Origin of the sequence: Cryobacterium sp. M23 (assembly GCF_002929655.1) — a bacterium.
Lineage (GTDB): Bacteria > Actinomycetota > Actinomycetes > Actinomycetales > Microbacteriaceae > Cryobacterium > Cryobacterium sandaracinum.
This window is the reverse complement of record NZ_PJJV01000071.1, coordinates 45,510-62,853: the sequence shown is the minus strand read 5'-3', so window position 1 is coordinate 62,853 and position 17,344 is coordinate 45,510. Positions and strand designations below refer to the sequence as shown.

The window sequence follows — 17,344 nt, the reverse complement described above, 5'->3', positions numbered from 1 at the left end:
TACGGTGGTTCCTGATTACTCCGTGACGACCGACGGGTCGGCCTTCGTGGCGAAGCTGTCGTTGACGATCGTGTCGAGGGCGTCGTCGATCTGGCTCTGCGCTGCCACGTCACCGGCGGCGACGAAGGTCGGGCCGATCTTCTTAAGCACCGTGAGCTGGGCCTTGCCGGGCACGTTGTCCACGTCGAGGTTGGAGCGCTCGGTGATCACCGTGGTGGCCACGGCGAGGTCGAGGCCCGAGACGCCGGCCAGGATCTCGGCGGTCTGGTTGGGGTTCTCCAGCGCCCAGGCGCGGGCGTGCTCGTAGACGTCGACGACGGTCTGGGCCACATCGGGCTTCTCGGTCAGGAAGCTTTCGGTGGCGTTGAGGAACCCGTAGCTGTTGAAGTCGACGTTGCGGTAGAGCAGCTCCGCGCCGGCAGCCTCGGCACCGGCCATGATCGGGTCGAGTCCGGCCCAGGCGTCGACCGAGCCGTTCTGGAGGGCAGCCCAGCCGTCGGCGTGCTGCAGGTTCTGCACGGTCACGTCGTCGAGGGTGAGTCCGGCCTCCTCCAGAGACTGGAGCAGGAAGAAGTAGGGGTCGGTGCCCTTGGTGGCGGCGATCTGCTTGCCCTTGAGATCGGCGACGTCGGTGATCGCGGAGTCGCCGGGAACGACGAGGGCCGCCCACTCGGGCTGCGAGAAGATGTCGATGACCTGGATCGGCGAGCCGTTCGAGCGGAACAGCAGCGCAGCCGAGCCGGCGGTGGAACCCACGTCGATGGCATTGGCGCGCAGTGCCTCGTTGGCCTTGTTGGAGCCGGCCGACTGCACCCAGTTCACGGCGATGTCCTGGTCGCTGAGGGCATCCTCGAGCCAGCCCTGGTCCTTGATCACCAGGCTGAGCGGGTTGTAGGTGGCGAAGTCGATGTTGAGGGTGCCGCCGGTGGTGACGGTGGCCTTACCCGCTTCGGCGGCCTCGGCCGGCTCGGCGACCGGCTGGTTTTCACCCGCGACGCAGCCGGTGAGCAGCAGGGCGGCGGCGGTTGCGACGGCAAGGAGCGCGATTCGTGTGGTGGAGCGGTGCTGTGTCATCGGGATCTCTCAGTTGATTGGGCAGCGGATGCTGCACCCGGTGTGGGAAAGCGGTGGTGAAAGCAGTGCGGTGGTGAAGTGGTGAGGCAGAAAAGTCAGTAGGGGAAGGCCGGGATGGTAGAGGTCACGGCGAGCCCGCGTGCCTCGCCGTGGCGGTCGATGCCGAGCCCGGCGAGAAGTCGTCCGCGCAGTTCGGCGAGTTCCGCCGAGCCGCGGTCGCGGGGGCGGGCCCCGGGAACGGTGAGTTCCTGCACGATGGTCGCGCCGGCGCGGGTGTCGTTGTCGGGCCGGCCGAGCAGGATGATCCGGTCGGCCAATTGCAGCGCCTCGTCGACGTCGTGCGTGACCAGGAGGACCGTCGTCGGCGCCTGGGCGTGCACGTCGAGCAGGAGGTCCTGCATCTTCAGGCGGGTGAGCGCGTCGAGGGCACCGAACGGTTCGTCGAGCAGCAGAACGCCCGGGTTGCGGGCCAACGCCCGGGCGAGGGAGGCACGCTGCGCCATCCCGCCGGAGATGGCCTGGGGGCGGTGGCCGGCGAACGCGGCCAGACCGACCAGCTCGATCAGTTCGGCGACGCGGGCGCGGCCGGCGGCCCGCGGGGTGCCGCGGGGCAGTCCCAGTGCGATGTTCTCGGTGACGGTGCGCCAGGGCAGCAGGCGCGGCTCCTGAAATCCGACCGCGCAGCGCGGGTCGATGCCGGCGACGGGCGAGCCGTCGATTCTCACCTGGCCGGTGGTCGGGGAGTCGAGGCCGCCCGCGATGCGGAGCAGAGTGGACTTGCCGCATCCGCTCGTGCCCAGAACCGCCAGCACCTCGCCGGGCCGCACCGTGAGGGAAACGTCGCGGAGCACCGGGGGTAGGGCGGTGGCCCCGCGGGTCGTGGCGGGGGCGAACGTGCGGCCGATCGCCTCGAACTCGACTGTGCAGGCCGAGTTTCCGGTTGTGGTCGTGGTCGTGGCCGTGGTTCTGGACGCCGCGCCGCGCACGGACGCCGGATCGGCGAATGCCTCGTGTGGTGCGGCGCGGTGCGGCATGGGCGGCTTTCGGTCGAGGGAGGGAAGAGTTGCTTGACGTTAGCCGAGGGCAGACGGATGCTGCTGGGCCGGCCGCAACCCGACGTAACACGCGGCGCTTCTTCTTGGGATGATGGGGCCATGACTCGAACCGTTTCCGGGGCCCGTGTGCTCATTACCGGTGCCGCCAGCGGCATGGGCCGCCTCTATGCCGAGCGGGCCGTCGCCGAGGGCGCGAAAGCCGTGATCCTCTGGGACCGGGACGCCGGGGCGCTGACCCGTGCGGCTGGCATCCTCGGCGATCGGGCCGGCGAGGGCACGCTCGTTGTCCCGTATGTCGTGGACATCGCCGACCTCGGCGCGATCGCCCAGACCGCCCAGCGGGTGCGCACGGAGGTCGGCGACCCGGACATCGTGATCAACAACGCCGGCATCGTGCGCGGAGCCTTCTTCTGGGAGCACGACAACGGCGCGGACACGCGGCCGACCATGCAGATCAACGCGCTCGCGCCGATGTACATCGCCCGGGAGTTCCTCCCGGCGATGATGGCCAATCGCGGTCGTGCGTCGCGCATCGTGAACATCGCGTCGGCGGCCGGGATGCTCTCGAACCCCCGGATGAGCGTCTATGCAGCGTCGAAGGCGGCCCTGATCGGGTGGGGCGACTCGCTGCGTCTGGAGCTCAAGCAGCAACGGTTCGGGCACGTGAAGGTCACGACCGTCTGCCCCAGCTACATTTCGACCGGGATGTTCGAGGGTGCCCGCGGTCCGCTGCTGACGCCGGTGCTGACGCCGGAATATGTGGTCGAACGGGTCTGGCAGGCGATGCTCGCGGGCAAGCCCATGCTCACCATGCCGTGGACGGTCGTGCTCTCGAAGGTGGTCCGCGGTCTGCTGCCGCTGCCCCTGTGGGACGTCGTCGCGGGTCGCGTCTTCGGTGTCTACGGCTCCATGGACAAATTCACCGGTCGCCCCTGACCCGAGCCCCGGTGGTCGAGCCTGCCGAGACCCGGTACCAGAGCCACGCCCTACAGCCCCACCGCCTTGCTCGATAGTGCGATCAGTGTCTGCTCCGGATCGTTCTCCACCGGTGGCCGGAGCCAGTACTGGGTTTCGGTGCGGGTGATCTTCCAGTGCTGGTTGTGCAGCAGCAGGTGGTGCGGGTGGCAGAGCAGCACTCCGTCGGCGAGGTTGGTGTCTCCGCTGTCTGTGAGCCATTCGTTGATGTGGTGGGCTTCGCTCCAGGCCGGTGATCGGTCGCAGCCGACCCAGAGGCATCCGCCGTCGCGCACTCCCATCGCGGCGCGTTGTTTCTCGGTGAAGAGTCGTTCGTCACGGCCGACGTCGATGATCTGGCCGATGTCGTCGAACTTGATGCCGCGGGTGCCGGTGTCGCAGAGCAACCGGTCGATGGTTTCCTGCGAGATGGGGACCGGGTTGCCTTCGATCTGCCCGTGAGCGGCGGGTTCGGCGGCACCCGGCTCGCCGGGTTCGGCTGTGAGAGCCTTCTCGGTCACGATCACGCGCACCGCCGGGCGGCGTCCGCCGAAGACCCGGCTTGGGTCGGCCTCGCCGGCGATCTTCAGCAGCTGCACGAGGGAGTCCGCGGCGATCTGTTCGGTCGTGCGGAGGTCGTCTTGCATCTTCTTTGCCCAGGCTGCCCGCTCCGCGTCCACGAATCGCACCCCGCCGCGGCGCGGTCCCGTGATCGAGTCGAACGTGGAGAGCACGAACTCGCCGTCTTCGGGGGCGAAGAGCCCGTTCAGGCGCACGTTGCCATTGCTCAGCCGGTAGACCTTCAGGTAGCGGTCGTCGTGGGCCTGCTTCTCCCGGGCGGCGATGCCGGCCTCATCGAGCAGGTCGCGCATCCGTCTCGCCCGTTTGAAGACCTCGTCGGCATTCAGCGAAGACGCCGAAGCGAGCAGCGCCGCCAGGGCCACCCCGAGCTTCTCCGCGGTAACTGCCGCGTCGATCTGGCCGAGCCCGGCCCGGATCGCCTCGGCCGCGTCAACCGAAAGCGTGCCGGCGGTGACGGCCCGGGCGATCGGCGCCTGCCAGGGCACCCTCGCAACAAACGCCGCGACGTCGACAGCGTCGGCATCGGCATCGGCGTCGGGCGTCGAGAGCGTCGAGAGCGCCTCTTCGACCAGCTTGTCGGCCGCCTCGGTGTCGGCCATCATCGTGCCGACCGCGACGAGTTTGTAGGCGTCGCCTGTGGATGAGCCGGTCCAGTTCTGGATCAGGGCCTCGGGCGAGAGGAACCCCTGCTGCGCGGCCAGCCCCGACTGGCCGAGTTCCGGGCGGGAGCGTTCGGCGATGGTTGCGGCCATCAACGCGGCATAGGTGTCGAGCAGACGGCGCGCGCAGGCGATCCGCTTCTGGCCGGCCAAAGCCTCGGCGTCGGGAAGAGCCGCGAGGTCGGCGCTCGAGGAGCCCAGCAGGGCGACAGCGTCGGCCGCCTGCCTGAGGTCATCCGCGAGGTTCGTCATGTTATGAGGATACCTTAAGGGGCACATGTAGGCGAGTGTCACTCACTTTTTGTGGATAGCAGTTTCGTATCTTTGTCCAGAAGCACGGCCGACAGGTCCGCTATCGGAAGGCCTGTGACTTTCGGATGGACCCGTCCGAGTTCTAGCAGACCCAGTCACCCGTGCGCGTGCCGCCCCGCCAGGTTCCCTCATCCATGAGGGTGCCGTTGATGTGCCAGCTTCGTCACGGGCCGTCCTGCTTGCCGGCGACGAAGCTCGTTGACAGTGGCCGTCGCTAGGACCAAATATGGAATCGTTTCCATGGAAACGATTCCACGACTACGCCGGGTACCCGCACGAACACGAAGAGGTGAGAGATGGTTGCCATCACGATCAAGGATGTCGCCGCCCTGGCCGGCGTCTCCGTGGCCACGGCCTCCCGGGTCCTGTCCGGCAGCCCGGCCACCTCGCCCGAGGCTCGGGCCGGCGTCGCCGCCGCGGCCGCCCAGCTCGACTACCGGCCCAACGCCCAGGCGCGCGCCCTGCGCAGCACCCACACCGAGTCCATCGGCCTGCTGGTGTCGGATGTGCGCAACCCCTTCTTCGCCGACCTCGCCCACACGGTCGAACAGGCCGCCCTGGCTGCCGGCTATGTCACGCTGCTCGGCAACGCGAATGAGCGCAAGGAACAGCAGGACCGGTACCTGGACACCCTGATCTCCAGGCGAGTGGACGGCATCGTCGTGGCACCGCTCGGGGACGGCAGCGGCAGCATCCGTTCGCTGATCGAACGCAAGATCCCGACCGTCTTCGTGGACCGCACCGTGGACGGCCTCGATGTGCCGAGCGTGACCACGGATAGCGAAACCGGCATCCGCCAGGCTGTTGCACACCTGGCCGCGGCCGGCCACACCCGCATCGGCTACATCTCGGGCCCGCAGGCCATTTCGACCGGCCGGGACCGGTTCGCCGCCTTCACCCGCGCGGTGGCCGAGTTCGGCCTCAGCCAGGACCCCGAGCTGGTCTACTTCGGCGACTTCCAGGCCGCCAGTGGCTCGGCCGGCGTGCACGCGCTGCTCGAACTGCGCCAGCCGCCCACCGCCCTGCTCGCCGCCGACAGCCCGATGGCCGTGGGCGCGATCGCCATTCTTCACAAGCGCGGGCTGCGTATCGGCAGGGACGTGGCCCTGATCGCGTTCGACGACATCGAGTGGTTCGCCCTGCTCGACCCGGCGCTCAGCGTCATCTCGCACAGTGTCGAGGACATGGGCCGGATCGCCGTGAAGATGCTGCTCGAGGTCATTGGCGGAGGCACCCCCGAGTCGGTGGTGCTGCCCAGCGAACTGATCATCCGGGCGTCGTCCTCGGCGCCCATCTCAGGCGTGCCCGATTCACCCGCAGCCGTTTCACCCGCATCCGGGCCGAGCCCGAGGAAGAACTGACATGAGTCAACAACCACTGGTCACCCTGCAGAACGTGGGCAAGACCTTCGGACCGGTGACGGTCATCAAAGACGTCACCGTCAGCGTCTACGCCGGCAAGGTGCAGGTGCTGCTGGGCGAGAACGGTGCCGGCAAGTCCACCCTGATCAAGATGATGGCGGGGGTGTACCAGCCGGACGCCGGCCACATCGTGGTGGACGGGCAGACAGTCACCCTGCCCACCGCCCGCGCGGCCGAGGAACTCGGCATCGCCACGATCCACCAGGAACTGAACCTCGTTCCCACCATGAGCATCGCCGAGAACGTGATGCTGGGGCGGATGCCCACCAAGCACGGCCTGGTCGACCGCAGCGCCCTGCGCAATCGGGCGCGTGCCGCCCTCGCCCTGATCGGCCTCGACGTCGACGTGGACACCCTGGTCGGCGACCTCGGCATCGCCCGGCAGCAGCTGGTCGAGATCGCCAAGGCGCTCAGCATCAACGCCCGCATCCTGATCCTGGACGAGCCCACCGCGGCCCTGACCCGCCACGAGACCGAGAGCCTGTTCGCCGTGATGACCGACCTGCGCCGCCGTGGGGTGGGCATGTTGTTCATCAGCCACCACCTCGACGAGATCGCCGAGGTCGGCGACACCGTGACCGTGCTGCGCGACGGTGAGTTCATCGCCGAGGTGCCGGCCTCCACCCCCGAAGACGACCTCGTGAAGCTGATGGTCGGCCGCAACATCGAAGACCATTTCCCGCGGTCGGCCGGCGACATGAGCCAGGCGACCGAGATCCTCACGGTCGACAAGCTCACCTCGGCCGGCTCGTTCAGTGACATCAGCTTCATCGTCAAGGCGGGCGAGGTGCTTGGCATCGCCGGGCTGGTCGGCGCGGGGCGCACCGAACTGATCCGCGCGATCGCAGGCGCCGACCGGTACACCTCCGGCACGGTCGCCGTGCGCGGCCGGCAGCTGCCGAACGGCAGCATCCAGGCGGCAATCGCAGCGGGCATCGGGCACGTGCCCGAAGACCGCAAGGGACAGGGGCTGGTGCTCGACGCATCCGTCAACGACAACCTCGGCTACGCCACGCTCGCCGCCACCGCGAAGCTGGGTCTGGTCGACTTCGCCGGCCAACGCAGCCGGGCCGCCGAGGTGGCCATGAAACTGCGCATCCGGATGCACACCATCGACCAGTCGATCGGCGCACTCTCCGGGGGCAACCAGCAAAAAGCCGTGTTCGGCCGCTGGATCATCGCCGCCTCCACGGTGCTGCTGCTCGACGAGCCCACCCGCGGCGTCGATGTGGGCGCCAAGGTCGAGATCTACGAACTGATGAACGCGATCACGGCGGCCGGGGGAGCGATTCTGATGGTCTCAAGTGAACTGCCCGAGATTCTCGGCATGAGCGACCGCATCCTCGTGATGCGCGACGGCCGGATCGCCGGCGAGCTCACCGCCGCCGAGGCCACCCAAGACGCAGTCATGACACTCGCCGCCCGCGATGTCGACGAGAAGTACGAACAGAGATAGGGAAGCCACCATGTCCACCACAACTCTGCCGATGAAGCGCCGCGGCCTCGACTACAAGAAGTTCCTCGCCAACAACGGCGCCCTCGTCGGCCTCGTCGTACTCTGCATCGCCCTGTTCATCGCGACTCCCGACTTCCTGACCGCGCAGAACCTGCTCAACATCGGCATCCAGGTGTCCACGGTGGCCGTGCTGGCCTTCGGGATGACCTTCGTCATCGTGGCCGGCGGGATCGACCTCTCGGTGGGTGCCGTGGCGGCCCTGTCGGCCATGTCGTCGGGCTGGATGTTCGCCAGCGCCGGCCTCCCCGGCTGGATCGCCCTCCTGGGTGGTCTGTTCGTCGGAGCCCTGGCCGGCACCATCAACGGTTTGGCCAACGCCTACGGCAAGCTGCCCTCGTTCATCGCCACGCTCGCCATGCTCAGCGTGGCCCGCGGACTGACCCTGGTCATCTCCGACGGCCGTCCGATCTCGACGCCGGCCGAGGTCTCCTTCCTCGGCGGCAACCTGGGCCCGGTGCCGATGCCGATCATCATCCTTGTGCTCGCCGCCCTGGCCGCTTCCTTCCTGCTCAACCGGACTGTCATCGGCCGCTCGATGTACGCGGTCGGCGGCAACGCCGAAGCCGCCCGGCTGTCGGGACTGCCGGTCAAGCGCATCCTGGTCACCGTCTTCGCCCTGGCCGGACTTTTCGCCGCACTTGCCGGGCTCCTGCTCGCCGGGCGCCTCGACTCCGCGCAGCCGCAGGCCGCGGCCGGCTACGAACTCGACGCCATCGCGGCCGTCGTGATCGGCGGCGCCTCCCTCGCCGGTGGCCTCGGCAAGATCTCAGGCACCTTCGTGGGTGCCCTCGTGCTCGTCGTCATCCGCAATGGCCTGAACCTGCTCAACGTGACGTCGTTCTGGCAGCAGGTTGTGATCGGACTCGTGATCGCCCTCGCCGTGGGCGTCGACGTGCTCCGCCGCAAGACCCGCAGCAGCTGACCAGGCCGGCGGCCGACATCCGTCACCCCCTCTACCTTTCTCCTCACCCATCAATAACCACAAAGGAATACACAATGAAGTCCTCCTCGTTTCGCAAAATCGCGGCGCTGACCGCCACCGCCGCCCTGATTCTGGTGGGCACTACGGCCTGCGGCCGTGGTGGCGGGTCTGAGGCGTCTGGCACCAAGATCGTGATGGCCGTCTCCACCCTGAACAACCCGTTCTTCGTGGAACTGCGCGACGGCGCGCAGGCTGCCGCCGACGAGGCCGGCGTGCAGCTGAACATCGTCGACGCCCAGAACGACTCGGCCACGCAGGCCAATCAGCTCGCCACCGCCGCCTCCGGCAGCACCAAGGCCGTCATCGTGAACCCGGTGGACTCCGACGCCGCCTCCTCCGCCGTGAACGACCTCCTCAGCGCGGGTATTCCGGTCATCGGGGTCGACCGCACGGTCAACGGCGCCGACCTGAACTCACTCGTCGCCAGCGACAACGTGGCCGGTGGCCGTCAGGCTGCCGACGCCCTCGCCGAGGCCATGGGCGAAACGGGCAGCGTCATCCACCTGCAGGGTGTCTCCGGCACCTCGGCCAGCCGTGACCGCGGCCAGGGCTTCGAAGAGGGCATGAAGGCCTACCCGAACATCACCGTGGTCGCCAAGCAGACCGCCAACTTCGACCGCGCCGCCGCGCTCGACGTGACCACGAACCTGCTGCAGGCCGACCCCGGCGCGACCGGCCTCTTCGCTGAGAACGATGAAATGGCGCTCGGCGCCATCCAGGCGCTCGGGTCGCGGGCCGGCACCGAGGTCGCGGTCGTCGGCTTCGACGGCACGGCAGACGGACTCGCCGCCATCGAGGCAGGCACCCTGGTTGCCACCATCGCTCAGCAGCCGGCCGAACTCGGCAAGCTCGCCGTTGAACTGGCCATCAAGGCCATCGCCGGCGACACGATCGAGAAGACCGTTCCGGTCGAGGTCGTCTCCGTCACGAAGACGAATGTCGGCGACTTCGCCAAGTGAGTTACTCCGCCAGCACGGTCGTCGTCGTCGGGTCGATCAACGTCGACCAGCTGATCACCATCGAACGCCACCCGCTGCCCGGTGAGACCCTCATCGGAACGTCGATGGAGTTCCTCCCCGGAGGAAAAGGAGCCAACCAGGCCGTCGCGGCGGCCCAGCTGGGCGCCGCGGTGAGTATGGTCGGCTTGGTCGGCCGGGATCCGCAGGCCGAGGTCGCGACTGCGATCCTGACCCGCTCCGGAGTGAACTTGTCGAATGTGCGCGCGGTGGACGGCCCGACCGGCCTGGCACTCGTCACGGTCGCCGCCGACGGCGAAAACACCATCGTGATCATCCCCGGCGCCAACGCACTGCTGGGCGCGGAGGCCGTTGAGGCCAGCGCGACCGTCATCGCGGAGGCCGCCGTGGTGGTGCTCCAGGGTGAGATCCCCGCGGAGGGCATCGTGGCGGCAATGCGGCTGGCCACCGGCCGGGTGGTGCTGAACCTGGCGCCCGTGATCGAACTGGATGCCGCGAGCATCCGTCGGGCCGACCCGCTGGTCGTCAACGAGCACGAGGCTGCCCTCGTGCTCGCGCAGCTCGCCCCGAAAATGGTCATCCCCACCGAGGACGCCGAGCTCGTCGCCCGGCTCCTCGACTGGGGCGTTCCCTCGGTCGTGCTCACCCGCGGTGCGAAGGGCGCGATCTGCGCCGACCGGGACGGTACCCACAGTCTGGCGTCGCCACGGGTCGTTGCCGTGGACAGCTCGGGCGCCGGCGACGCATTCGTCGGCGCCCTCAGCGCGCAGCTCGCGGCCGGGTCGAGCCTGTCCGAGTCCGTGCGCCGGGCCGTGCGCGTGGGTGCCTTCGCAGTGCAGTCGCGCGGCACGCAGACGTCGTATCCCTCCCTGGCCGACGAGCTGCCGCTGGTACGCGCATGAAGCGCCGCGGCATCCTGAACGCCGACCTCTCCGGCGCCCTGGCCCGCCTCGGGCACACGGATGTCGTTCTCCTCGCGGACTGCGGCATGCCGATCCCGGCCGGCGTTCCCGTGATCGACCTGGCGCTTGTGCATGGTGTGCCGCGCTTCGAGCAGGTGCTCGACGCCCTGCTCGAGGAGATGGTGTTCCAGCGCTGCGTGGCCGCGGAGGAGGCGAAAACCGCCCCCGCCGGGGTCTGGCTGGCCGACCGGTTCGACGCGATCGAGTACATCAGCCACGCCGAGTTGAAGGACCTGTCGGCCTCGGCGAAGCTATTCATCCGTTCGGGGGAGGCGACGCCGTTCGCGAACGCGGCGCTGGTCTGCGGCGTCTCGTTCTAAACGTCTCGTTCCCGAACGAATTGGTTCACACCGAACCCGGTTGAGCTACGGGTGACGGATGCCCCGGCCGGCCAGCACGGCCCGGTAGCCCTCGCGGTAGGTCGGATAGCTGAACGTGAAACCCGTGCCCAGCAGCAGTTGGTTGCGGAGGCGTTTGTCGCCTCCGCGCTGGCTGTCCCGCGGGACGGGCCGAGTGGGCGCGGCAGTCGTTGCGCCGGGAGCGCCGGGTGCCTCGGGCCTAGGGGCCGGCAGTCCAAGCTCCTCGGCAAGGAACGCCAGCACCTCACCGCGGCGCACCGGCGCGCTGTCGACGCCGAGATAGAGGGTCGCCGGTGCTTCCTCCCGCAGCATCAGGTGCACGATCGCGGCCGCGGCATCATCCCGGTGGATGCGGTTCGTGTGGCGGGCCGAGGCCGACGCGGTGGTGCGGCCGCTCCGCACCTGGGTGATCAGGCGCTCCCGGCCGGGGCCGTAGATGCCCGACAGGCGGAAGACGACGGCCGCGGGGATGCGGGCGTGCAGCATCCGTTCGGCCTCGAGCAGAATGGCGTCGGTGCCCGGCCTCGGGTTGGCGGGCGTCTGCTCGTCGACCCAGCTCTCGTCGGACACGTCGTAGACGGCGGTCGACGACACCAGCAGCACGCGGCGGGGCGTGACGCCGGCCTCGTCGAGCGCGTCGAGGAGGTTCTGCAGACCGTCGACGTAGGCCGCCCGGTAGACCGCGGGGCTGGGGTTGCCCGCGGCGATCGCCACGATCACGATCTCGGTGTCGGCCGGCACGACCGGCTTGTGCGCGCTGAGGTCGACGGACTGGCCCTCGATACCGGCGGGGAGAACGGCCGCGTTGCGGCGCAACCCCACCACCCGGTGCCCGAGCGCCGCGAAACGCAGGCCCACCTCCGTGCCGAGGTCCCCGCATCCTGCAATGAGTACCGTCATCTCGCTCCTCTTGTCTGTTTCCAACGCTAGCGGCACTCTCTGAACGCTGACAGTCGGCGCAGTAGGCTCGTGGGGGTGAGCGAATTATTCCGCAGCATGCTGCGTTCCCTGCCGGATTTCCCCATCGATCTGCCGATTTTCGACCCGGCGTCGGCGCCACTCGACCCGGCTGTACTGTTCCGGTCCTGGCTTGATGAGGCCCTGGCGGCCGGGGTTTCCCAGCCGCACGCCTTCAGCCTGGCGACCGTCGGCGCCGAGGGCATGCCGTCGTCGCGCATGCTCATCCTCAAGAATCTCGACGCCGAGGGCTGGCACTTTGCCACCTCGCGGGCGTCGCGCAAGGGCCGGGAGCTGACGGAGCATCCGTTGGCCGCGATGAATTTCTTCTGGTCGGCGCTGGGCCGCCAGGTGCGCGTGGTCGGCCCGGTCACCGAGTTGTCGACGGATGCCTCGGCGGCCGACTGGTCCGAACGGCCCGGCGCCGACGGATCAGAGAACCCCACCTGGCAGCTGTACGCCCTGCGCCCGGTCGAGGTCGAATTCTGGCAGGCCGACCCCGGCCGCCGGCACGTGCGCCACCGCTACCTGATTCCCGCCGAGGGCTGAGCGCGCTGGGGCTGAGGGGGACTACTTCCAGCGGCGGGCGGACCCGGTGAGGAACTGCACATAGCCAACCAGTGACGCGTAGGAGCACAGCACCTGGTCGCCGAGCAGATAGGCCAGGTAGCCGAACCGGTTGCGTCGTACTTCCAGACCGAGCGGACCGAAGACCCGGCGGCTCTGGAACATGCGCAGACTTCCGTAGATCACCAGGGTGATCGGAAGCACGGCCAGCGCCCAGATCGAGACCACGGCCGTGTTGCCGAAGACGGCGAACAGCACGAGGCCGGGCACCCAGAACAGCCCGTCCACTCCTGCATGCGGGTGAGCAGGTTGATGCGGGAGTTGCGCACGAGAACCGCGCCGGCCACGGCAACAGTGTCTGCCGGGGCGGATTCAAGCCGGGAGATCAGGTGGTGCAGGGCCTTCCGGTGCAGCAGCGTGTCCGCGTCGACCGTGATCAGATAGGGCGTGGTCACGTGGGTCAGTGCTGAGTTCAGCGCGTTCGACTTGCCGGGGACAGGTTGCCGCACGACCAGCAGGTCCACGTCGGATTCGATGGCGGCGACGTTGGCGAACCGCGCCGTAGCGTCATCGGAGCCGTTGTCGGCGAGGATCACCGTCACCTCGCCGGCGTAATCGCTCCCGCCGATGCAGCGGATCGTCTCCCGGAGACCGTCCTGCTCGTTTCGGGCGGCCACGATGATGGTCAGGGGGGTGACCGGATCGGGGACCCGGAACGGCGGCTGGCGATCCAGCAGGAGCGACAGGCTCAGAAACGCCACCACGAAGCCAGGCAGGAATGCCACCAGGGAGACGATGATCCACGTCGGCGGTTCGCCGGTCAGGCGGGTCAGGTCCTGGATCCACGGTAGCGAGATCCAAACGGATGCGTCGGTCCAGCTGAGCGCGAACAGAACGGACAGCCAGAACTTCACGGCGACGGGGAGACAGAGCCGGCGCCCGGGCGTCCGGTGGAGGGCAGCGGGCTCAGCGCGCGTTGTCGGCGATGCCGGCGGTGCCGGCGCGGTTGGAGCGCGGTCATGTGAGCCCCAGGTGCGAGCTGTGTGACTCACGGCTGCGGCATCTGGCCCCCGGGTTGTTACTACAAACGTACGCCGCGACGGGCCCGCTGAGGAGTTGCCGAAGACACCAGTTCGGAGAGCTAGAAGTCCTCGTAGGTGAAGGCCTCCTCGGCGAGAAGCTGGGTCCAGGGCTCCGGTCGTTGGGAGCGGACTTGTTGCAGCGTGACGGTCGAGTTCGGGGTGATCAGAAGCGTAGTCAAGAACCCGGCGGAATTGATCACATTGATGAATCCTCCACCGCGCTGCACCGCGTCGGCCACGGAGGTTTTCCATGCTGCCAGGTCATCGTCGGTGTCGACAACGTAACGGTCGCCATTCACGGTCAGACGGTACTCGTTCATGGAAATAGACCCTGTCTCTCAGCGGACCCTGAAGCGCCACGTGGTGGTTCAGCAGAGATCGGACGATGCCCTAAGAATTGGCGTCGGGAAGTAATATATAGCGATCAGTTTGAATTTCAAACTATTTTATGTTGGAAGATGATGCACGTCGTCGATAGGGTGGAGGCGGAAATGTGCCGCAGATCCAGCTGAGTACTTTTCGTTGTTGTCGGGAGGAAACCATGTTCAAGGAAAGTGGCTCCGTCCAGGTTCTCGAGGGTGTTGCTGCTGCGGTGGTCGTTCTGCTTCGAGCGCTGGACAAGACGCGTGCCGGGATGGCGGCGAAGGATGGCTTCACGGGTTCTGAGATACGGGTTCTTTTTCGAATTTCGGAAGCGGGCCGGGTGACACCGAAGATTTTGGCCGGTTCCACAGATCTCTCGATGGGTGCGGTCACCGCGATCTCCGACCGGTTGGTCGCCCGGGATGTCGTGCGCCGAGTTGCCAACCCGGATGACCGGCGGAGCCTGTTCCTGGAGCTGACTGCGACGGGCGGGACGTTGATGGATAGCATCTACGGTGATTTTCGTGCACGGATCGGCGAAGCTCAGAGGAAAATGTCGTGTGCTGAACAGGAACTGCTCGAGGCGCAGCTGCTGAATATCGCTGCGGCGCTCGGCTACGACCTGGAAGAAAGACTTGCTGGAACTCAAATATCGGTTGTGAAGGCTTCTTGAGCCTCCCGTTTCGGACGTGGCGGGGTACGTTCGGAAGATGACTTGGCCACGTCTGAAAAGGAGCAGCAGCGAGAATCGCAGGAGGGATTGCCATGCGTGATCAATTCGCGGTTGCCGAAAAGGCATTGTCCGCTTTGGCAGGTAGCGAGTCCCGTCTGTTCGAGCCGTTCCTGGGGGTACTGCCAGTGGATGGGGTGTCAATCTCGACGTTCGGTGACTTTCTCCCTGATGAGACAATCTCGGCGAGCGACGCCCAATCGATGCGGCTGGACGAGCTGCAATTCGATCTGGGCGAGGGTCCGAGTTGGGATGCTCTAGAAACCGGGGCGCCGGTCTTCGAGCCGAACATTCGCGAACGGCCGAACCGGGTTTGGCCGGCGTTCTCGGAGGCAATCATCGCCGATGATCTGGGCGCGCTTTTTGCTTTTCCTTTGTCGCTGGGGCCGTTGCGCATCGGGGCGATCGACCTGTACACGAGTCGGCCCAGTCATCTCAGTGATCTGAATATCCAGCACACTGCAGCCCTCGCGACCGTCGTCAGCCGGCTCGTTCTCGCTCGTGCCATCCGGCTGTCCCAGAGCGAGATTAAGGGTGAAACCGACACGCGCAAACAATTCTCCCGACGTGAGGTGCATCAGGCCACAGGCATGGTGCTGGCCCAACTGGGGATTTCTGCCCTGGACGCCCGTCTGATCATCCAGGGCCATGCCTTCGCCGTCGGCCGATCTGTGCAGGAGATCGCGGAGGAGATCATCGACCGGCGATTGACTTTTGCGGTGAATGAAAACCAGATCGAAGGGTCTCATGATTGATGAAACGAGAGAAGACCGCCTGATCGAAACGTTCGCGACCCTAGCTGACACCCTGGTTGCCGGTTATGACGTGGTGGAGCTCCTCCAGACACTGGTGGAGAGTTGCGCCGGGCTCTTCGATATTGCGGCGGCAGGTATTCTCCTGGCCGACGAAAACGGAGAGCTCGAAGTTGTCGCTTCCACCAGCGAAGCCAGCAGGCTTGTCGAGGTGATGCAACTGAGCGCTCGGGCGGGCCCGTGCGTCGAGTGTTTCATTACCGGGTCGGTCGTGTCCCTGACGGACGTGGAGGACAGCCCGCTCGCGTGGCGGCGGTTTCGGGACAGCGCCAGGGAGCAGGGTTTCGCTGCGGTCCATGCGATTCCGTTGCGGCTGCGTGAGACTACCATCGGCGCCCTCAACTTGTTGTCCACTGTTCCCGGCGCCCTGCGTCAACAGGATGTGCGCGCGGCCCAGGCGTTGGCCGATGTGGCCACGATCGGGATTCTGCAGGAACGCACGCTCCGAGAAAGCAACTCGGTGCGGGAGCAATTGACGATTGCGTTGAACTCCCGAGTCCTCATCGAGCAAGCCAAAGGCGTGATCTCGCATTCCCGCGGCGTCTCGATGGAGGACGCATTCGCGTTGCTGAGGAATCACGCTCGCAGTAACCACTTGTTGTTGTCCCAGGTTGCTCAGGGGCTGGTCGACCAGACCCTTGTCATCTAGCCGGGAGACCCCCTCGCCTCTCAGAGCGCCTGAATCCTCCAGGAGCGCGAAATTCCCTGCTTGATTTCTGTGACGAACACCCTCTGAAATACGACTACATGTTAAGAGATTCTCGCTGAGGACAGATTCTATCTCGGCGGGACACGCTCCGATCGCGTCCATTCCATCGATTCTCCTGTGACGCGGCTGAGCGAAGTCGTCCTGACTCTCTGAGGTTCATACCTGTATCAGTAGAGGAGATATCAACATGGCAACATACGACTCATCCGGTTTGAACATGAATCGAAACATCGACGACCACGGCTCCGATGCTGCGGTCTCCGCGGGCGATGGGGCGACCAACCGCCACGAGGTCGCCGGCCGTGATAAGGCCGTCGGCCGCGACGAGGCCCGCTTCGGCGGGATCAAGTGGGGATCGGCCTTCTTCGGCTGGCTCACCGCCACCGGGACCGCGGTGATCCTCACCGCCCTGTTCGCTGCGGTCGGAGCCGCAGTCGGCCTGGACGGGGCCGATTCCACGGACCAAGCTGCCGGAACTGCTGCCGAGAACGCCGGCACCATGGCACTGGTCGGAGCGATTGTGCTCGCGGTTGTGGTCTTCGTGTCATATTTCTGCGGCGGCTACGTCGCCGGTCGGATGGCCCGCTTCAACGGAATCAAGCAGGGAATCGCGGTCTGGGTCTGGGCGATCGTGATCGCTGTCGTCGCCGGGATCCTCGGGGTCATTGCCGGCGGTGAACTCAACGTTCTGGGGAACCTGAACAGCTTGCCCAGCATCCCGCTCAATCCGGACGGTCTCACGGCAGGCAGCATCATCACCGCGATCGTCATCGTCCTGATTAGCCTCGTCGGCGCAATCGTCGGCGGACTCGCCGGAATGCGGTTCCACCGCCGCGTCGACCGCGAAGCACTCGGCCGCTGACGTCCAGCACCTAACACCCATATCCAACACCTGCACCGGGCGGCTGGGCGGGCGCAGGTCTGCCCAGCCGCTACCGCACTCTCGTACCCAAAATTTTAAACAGAAATGAGACCGCCATGGCTCGCCTGCTTAAGTACATCCCCGTAATCCTGACCGTGGTCACCAAGTACCTGCGCAGCCCGCAGGGGAAGGCCGCGATTCAGAAGGTTCGCTCGTCGCGCCGCCGGCCGAAGAACGTCGGCAGTACCCGCCCGGGATACTGAAGAAATCCGTCTGCGTCGCGACCACCGGCCCTGCACCTGGCAGACGCCGCTGACGGTGACGAAAACTGGGAAGATGCTGAGACAGTCGACAGCGGTCGGCACTGGAGCATCGCTGGCGCCACCCCGGTAGGACCGGCCGACGGCTA

Annotated in this window: 20 protein-coding genes; 13 read left to right on the top strand and 7 right to left on the bottom strand. The window is 66.9% G+C overall.

Annotation, left to right across the window (positions count from 1 at the left end; all coding sequences use genetic code 11):
* Positions 1-15: 15 nt before the first annotated feature.
* The gene (locus CXY82_RS09425) at positions 16-1,074 is read right to left on the bottom strand and encodes an aliphatic sulfonate ABC transporter substrate-binding protein (protein WP_104170706.1); all 1,059 of its coding nucleotides are present in this window, start codon (positions 1,072-1,074) and stop codon (positions 16-18) included.
* Between the two features lie 95 nt (positions 1,075-1,169).
* The gene (locus tag CXY82_RS09420) at positions 1,170-2,108 is read right to left on the bottom strand and encodes an ABC transporter ATP-binding protein (RefSeq protein WP_104170705.1); all 939 of its coding nucleotides are present in this window, start codon (positions 2,106-2,108) and stop codon (positions 1,170-1,172) included.
* A gap of 120 nt (positions 2,109-2,228) precedes the next feature.
* On the opposite strand from CXY82_RS09420, the gene CXY82_RS09415 reads away from it, so the two are divergent.
* Positions 2,229-3,065, top strand: a complete 837-nt coding sequence (locus CXY82_RS09415; protein WP_104170704.1) for an SDR family NAD(P)-dependent oxidoreductase — start codon at positions 2,229-2,231, stop codon at positions 3,063-3,065.
* Positions 3,066-3,115: 50 nt separating this feature from the next.
* Here the strand turns inward: CXY82_RS09415 and CXY82_RS09410 are convergent, their stop codons facing one another.
* A complete protein-coding gene (locus CXY82_RS09410; protein WP_158252165.1) occupies positions 3,116-4,576 on the bottom strand; it encodes a DUF222 domain-containing protein in 1,461 nt (486 codons plus the stop codon).
* Positions 4,577-4,932: 356 nt separating this feature from the next.
* Between CXY82_RS09410 and CXY82_RS09405 the strand changes: the two genes are divergently transcribed.
* The 6 genes from CXY82_RS09405 (at position 4,933) to rbsD (ending at position 10,814) form a co-directional block, all read left to right on the top strand.
* The gene (locus CXY82_RS09405; protein ID WP_104170702.1) at positions 4,933-5,997 is read left to right on the top strand and encodes a LacI family DNA-binding transcriptional regulator; all 1,065 of its coding nucleotides are present in this window, start codon (positions 4,933-4,935) and stop codon (positions 5,995-5,997) included.
* A gap of 1 nt (position 5,998) precedes the next feature.
* Positions 5,999-7,513, top strand: a complete 1,515-nt coding sequence (locus CXY82_RS09400; RefSeq protein ID WP_104170701.1) for a sugar ABC transporter ATP-binding protein — start codon at positions 5,999-6,001, stop codon at positions 7,511-7,513.
* A gap of 10 nt (positions 7,514-7,523) precedes the next feature.
* Positions 7,524-8,495, top strand: a complete 972-nt coding sequence (locus CXY82_RS09395; protein ID WP_104170700.1) for an ABC transporter permease — start codon at positions 7,524-7,526, stop codon at positions 8,493-8,495.
* Positions 8,496-8,569: 74 nt separating this feature from the next.
* Positions 8,570-9,514, top strand: a complete 945-nt coding sequence (locus tag CXY82_RS09390; protein WP_104170699.1) for a substrate-binding domain-containing protein — start codon at positions 8,570-8,572, stop codon at positions 9,512-9,514.
* On the top strand, positions 9,511-10,434 hold the full coding sequence (locus tag CXY82_RS09385) for a ribokinase (RefSeq protein ID WP_104170698.1): 924 nt from the start codon (positions 9,511-9,513) through the stop codon (positions 10,432-10,434). Before CXY82_RS09390 ends, CXY82_RS09385 begins: the two co-directional genes overlap by 4 nt.
* Positions 10,431-10,814, top strand: a complete 384-nt coding sequence (gene rbsD, locus CXY82_RS09380) for a D-ribose pyranase (RefSeq protein ID WP_104170697.1) — start codon at positions 10,431-10,433, stop codon at positions 10,812-10,814. Before CXY82_RS09385 ends, rbsD begins: the two co-directional genes overlap by 4 nt.
* A gap of 45 nt (positions 10,815-10,859) precedes the next feature.
* Here rbsD and CXY82_RS09375 read toward each other — a convergent pair whose 3' ends face one another.
* A complete protein-coding gene (locus tag CXY82_RS09375) occupies positions 10,860-11,753 on the bottom strand; it encodes an NAD-dependent epimerase/dehydratase family protein (RefSeq protein ID WP_104170696.1) in 894 nt (297 codons plus the stop codon).
* A gap of 75 nt (positions 11,754-11,828) precedes the next feature.
* Here CXY82_RS09375 and CXY82_RS09370 point away from each other — a divergent pair, with 75 nt between their 5' ends.
* Positions 11,829-12,359, top strand: coding sequence for a pyridoxal 5'-phosphate synthase (locus CXY82_RS09370; RefSeq protein WP_104170695.1), 531 nt, complete (start codon positions 11,829-11,831; stop codon positions 12,357-12,359).
* Between the two features lie 21 nt (positions 12,360-12,380).
* Here the strand turns inward: CXY82_RS09370 and CXY82_RS09365 are convergent, their stop codons facing one another.
* The 3 genes from CXY82_RS09365 to CXY82_RS17305 all read right to left on the bottom strand — a co-directional run bounded on the left by CXY82_RS09365 (position 12,381) and on the right by CXY82_RS17305 (position 13,779).
* On the bottom strand, positions 12,381-12,581 hold the full coding sequence (locus tag CXY82_RS09365; protein ID WP_146067630.1) for a hypothetical protein: 201 nt from the start codon (positions 12,579-12,581) through the stop codon (positions 12,381-12,383).
* Entirely contained in the window at positions 12,560-13,291 is a 732-nt protein-coding gene (locus CXY82_RS17310; RefSeq protein WP_158252164.1) for a glycosyltransferase family 2 protein, read from the bottom strand. The genes CXY82_RS09365 and CXY82_RS17310 overlap by 22 nt, the downstream gene beginning before the upstream one ends.
* 227 nt (positions 13,292-13,518) lie before the next feature.
* The gene (locus tag CXY82_RS17305; protein WP_158250226.1) at positions 13,519-13,779 is read right to left on the bottom strand and encodes a hypothetical protein; all 261 of its coding nucleotides are present in this window, start codon (positions 13,777-13,779) and stop codon (positions 13,519-13,521) included.
* Between the two features lie 173 nt (positions 13,780-13,952).
* Between CXY82_RS17305 and CXY82_RS09355 the strand changes: the two genes are divergently transcribed.
* The 5 genes from CXY82_RS09355 (at position 13,953) to CXY82_RS17300 (ending at position 17,198) form a co-directional block, all read left to right on the top strand.
* On the top strand, positions 13,953-14,495 hold the full coding sequence (locus CXY82_RS09355) for a MarR family winged helix-turn-helix transcriptional regulator (protein ID WP_134542770.1): 543 nt from the start codon (positions 13,953-13,955) through the stop codon (positions 14,493-14,495).
* Positions 14,496-14,587: 92 nt separating this feature from the next.
* Positions 14,588-15,307 (top strand): GAF and ANTAR domain-containing protein, encoded by a 720-nt coding sequence (locus CXY82_RS09350; protein ID WP_104170691.1) that lies wholly within the window; start codon positions 14,588-14,590, stop codon positions 15,305-15,307.
* Positions 15,300-16,013 carry a GAF and ANTAR domain-containing protein gene (locus CXY82_RS09345; RefSeq protein ID WP_104170690.1) on the top strand — a complete coding sequence of 238 codons (714 nt, stop codon included), beginning with the start codon at positions 15,300-15,302 and terminating at the stop codon, positions 16,011-16,013. The genes CXY82_RS09350 and CXY82_RS09345 overlap by 8 nt, the downstream gene beginning before the upstream one ends.
* A 247-nt stretch (positions 16,014-16,260) precedes the next feature.
* Positions 16,261-16,935, top strand: a complete 675-nt coding sequence (locus CXY82_RS09340) for a hypothetical protein (protein WP_104170689.1) — start codon at positions 16,261-16,263, stop codon at positions 16,933-16,935.
* A gap of 116 nt (positions 16,936-17,051) precedes the next feature.
* A complete protein-coding gene (locus CXY82_RS17300; RefSeq protein WP_158252163.1) occupies positions 17,052-17,198 on the top strand; it encodes a hypothetical protein in 147 nt (48 codons plus the stop codon).
* Positions 17,199-17,344: the final 146 nt, after the last annotated feature.

Coding starts and splice junctions, on each gene's coding strand:
- CXY82_RS09425 (WP_104170706.1), bottom strand. CDS start 1,074: ATGACACAGCACCGCTCCACCACACGAATCGCGCTCCTTGCCGTCGCA.
- CXY82_RS09420 (WP_104170705.1), bottom strand. CDS start 2,108: ATGCCGCACCGCGCCGCACCACACGAGGCATTCGCCGATCCGGCGTCC.
- CXY82_RS09415 (WP_104170704.1), top strand. CDS start 2,229: ATGACTCGAACCGTTTCCGGGGCCCGTGTGCTCATTACCGGTGCCGCC.
- CXY82_RS09410 (WP_158252165.1), bottom strand. CDS start 4,576: ATGACGAACCTCGCGGATGACCTCAGGCAGGCGGCCGACGCTGTCGCC.
- CXY82_RS09405 (WP_104170702.1), top strand. CDS start 4,933: ATGGTTGCCATCACGATCAAGGATGTCGCCGCCCTGGCCGGCGTCTCC.
- CXY82_RS09400 (WP_104170701.1), top strand. CDS start 5,999: ATGAGTCAACAACCACTGGTCACCCTGCAGAACGTGGGCAAGACCTTC.
- CXY82_RS09395 (WP_104170700.1), top strand. CDS start 7,524: ATGTCCACCACAACTCTGCCGATGAAGCGCCGCGGCCTCGACTACAAG.
- CXY82_RS09390 (WP_104170699.1), top strand. CDS start 8,570: ATGAAGTCCTCCTCGTTTCGCAAAATCGCGGCGCTGACCGCCACCGCC.
- rbsD (WP_104170697.1), top strand. CDS start 10,431: ATGAAGCGCCGCGGCATCCTGAACGCCGACCTCTCCGGCGCCCTGGCC.
- CXY82_RS09375 (WP_104170696.1), bottom strand. CDS start 11,753: ATGACGGTACTCATTGCAGGATGCGGGGACCTCGGCACGGAGGTGGGC.
- CXY82_RS17305 (WP_158250226.1), bottom strand. CDS start 13,779: ATGAACGAGTACCGTCTGACCGTGAATGGCGACCGTTACGTTGTCGAC.
- CXY82_RS09350 (WP_104170691.1), top strand. CDS start 14,588: ATGCGTGATCAATTCGCGGTTGCCGAAAAGGCATTGTCCGCTTTGGCA.
- CXY82_RS09345 (WP_104170690.1), top strand. CDS start 15,300: ATGATTGATGAAACGAGAGAAGACCGCCTGATCGAAACGTTCGCGACC.
- CXY82_RS09340 (WP_104170689.1), top strand. CDS start 16,261: ATGGCAACATACGACTCATCCGGTTTGAACATGAATCGAAACATCGAC.
- CXY82_RS17300 (WP_158252163.1), top strand. CDS start 17,052: ATGGCTCGCCTGCTTAAGTACATCCCCGTAATCCTGACCGTGGTCACC.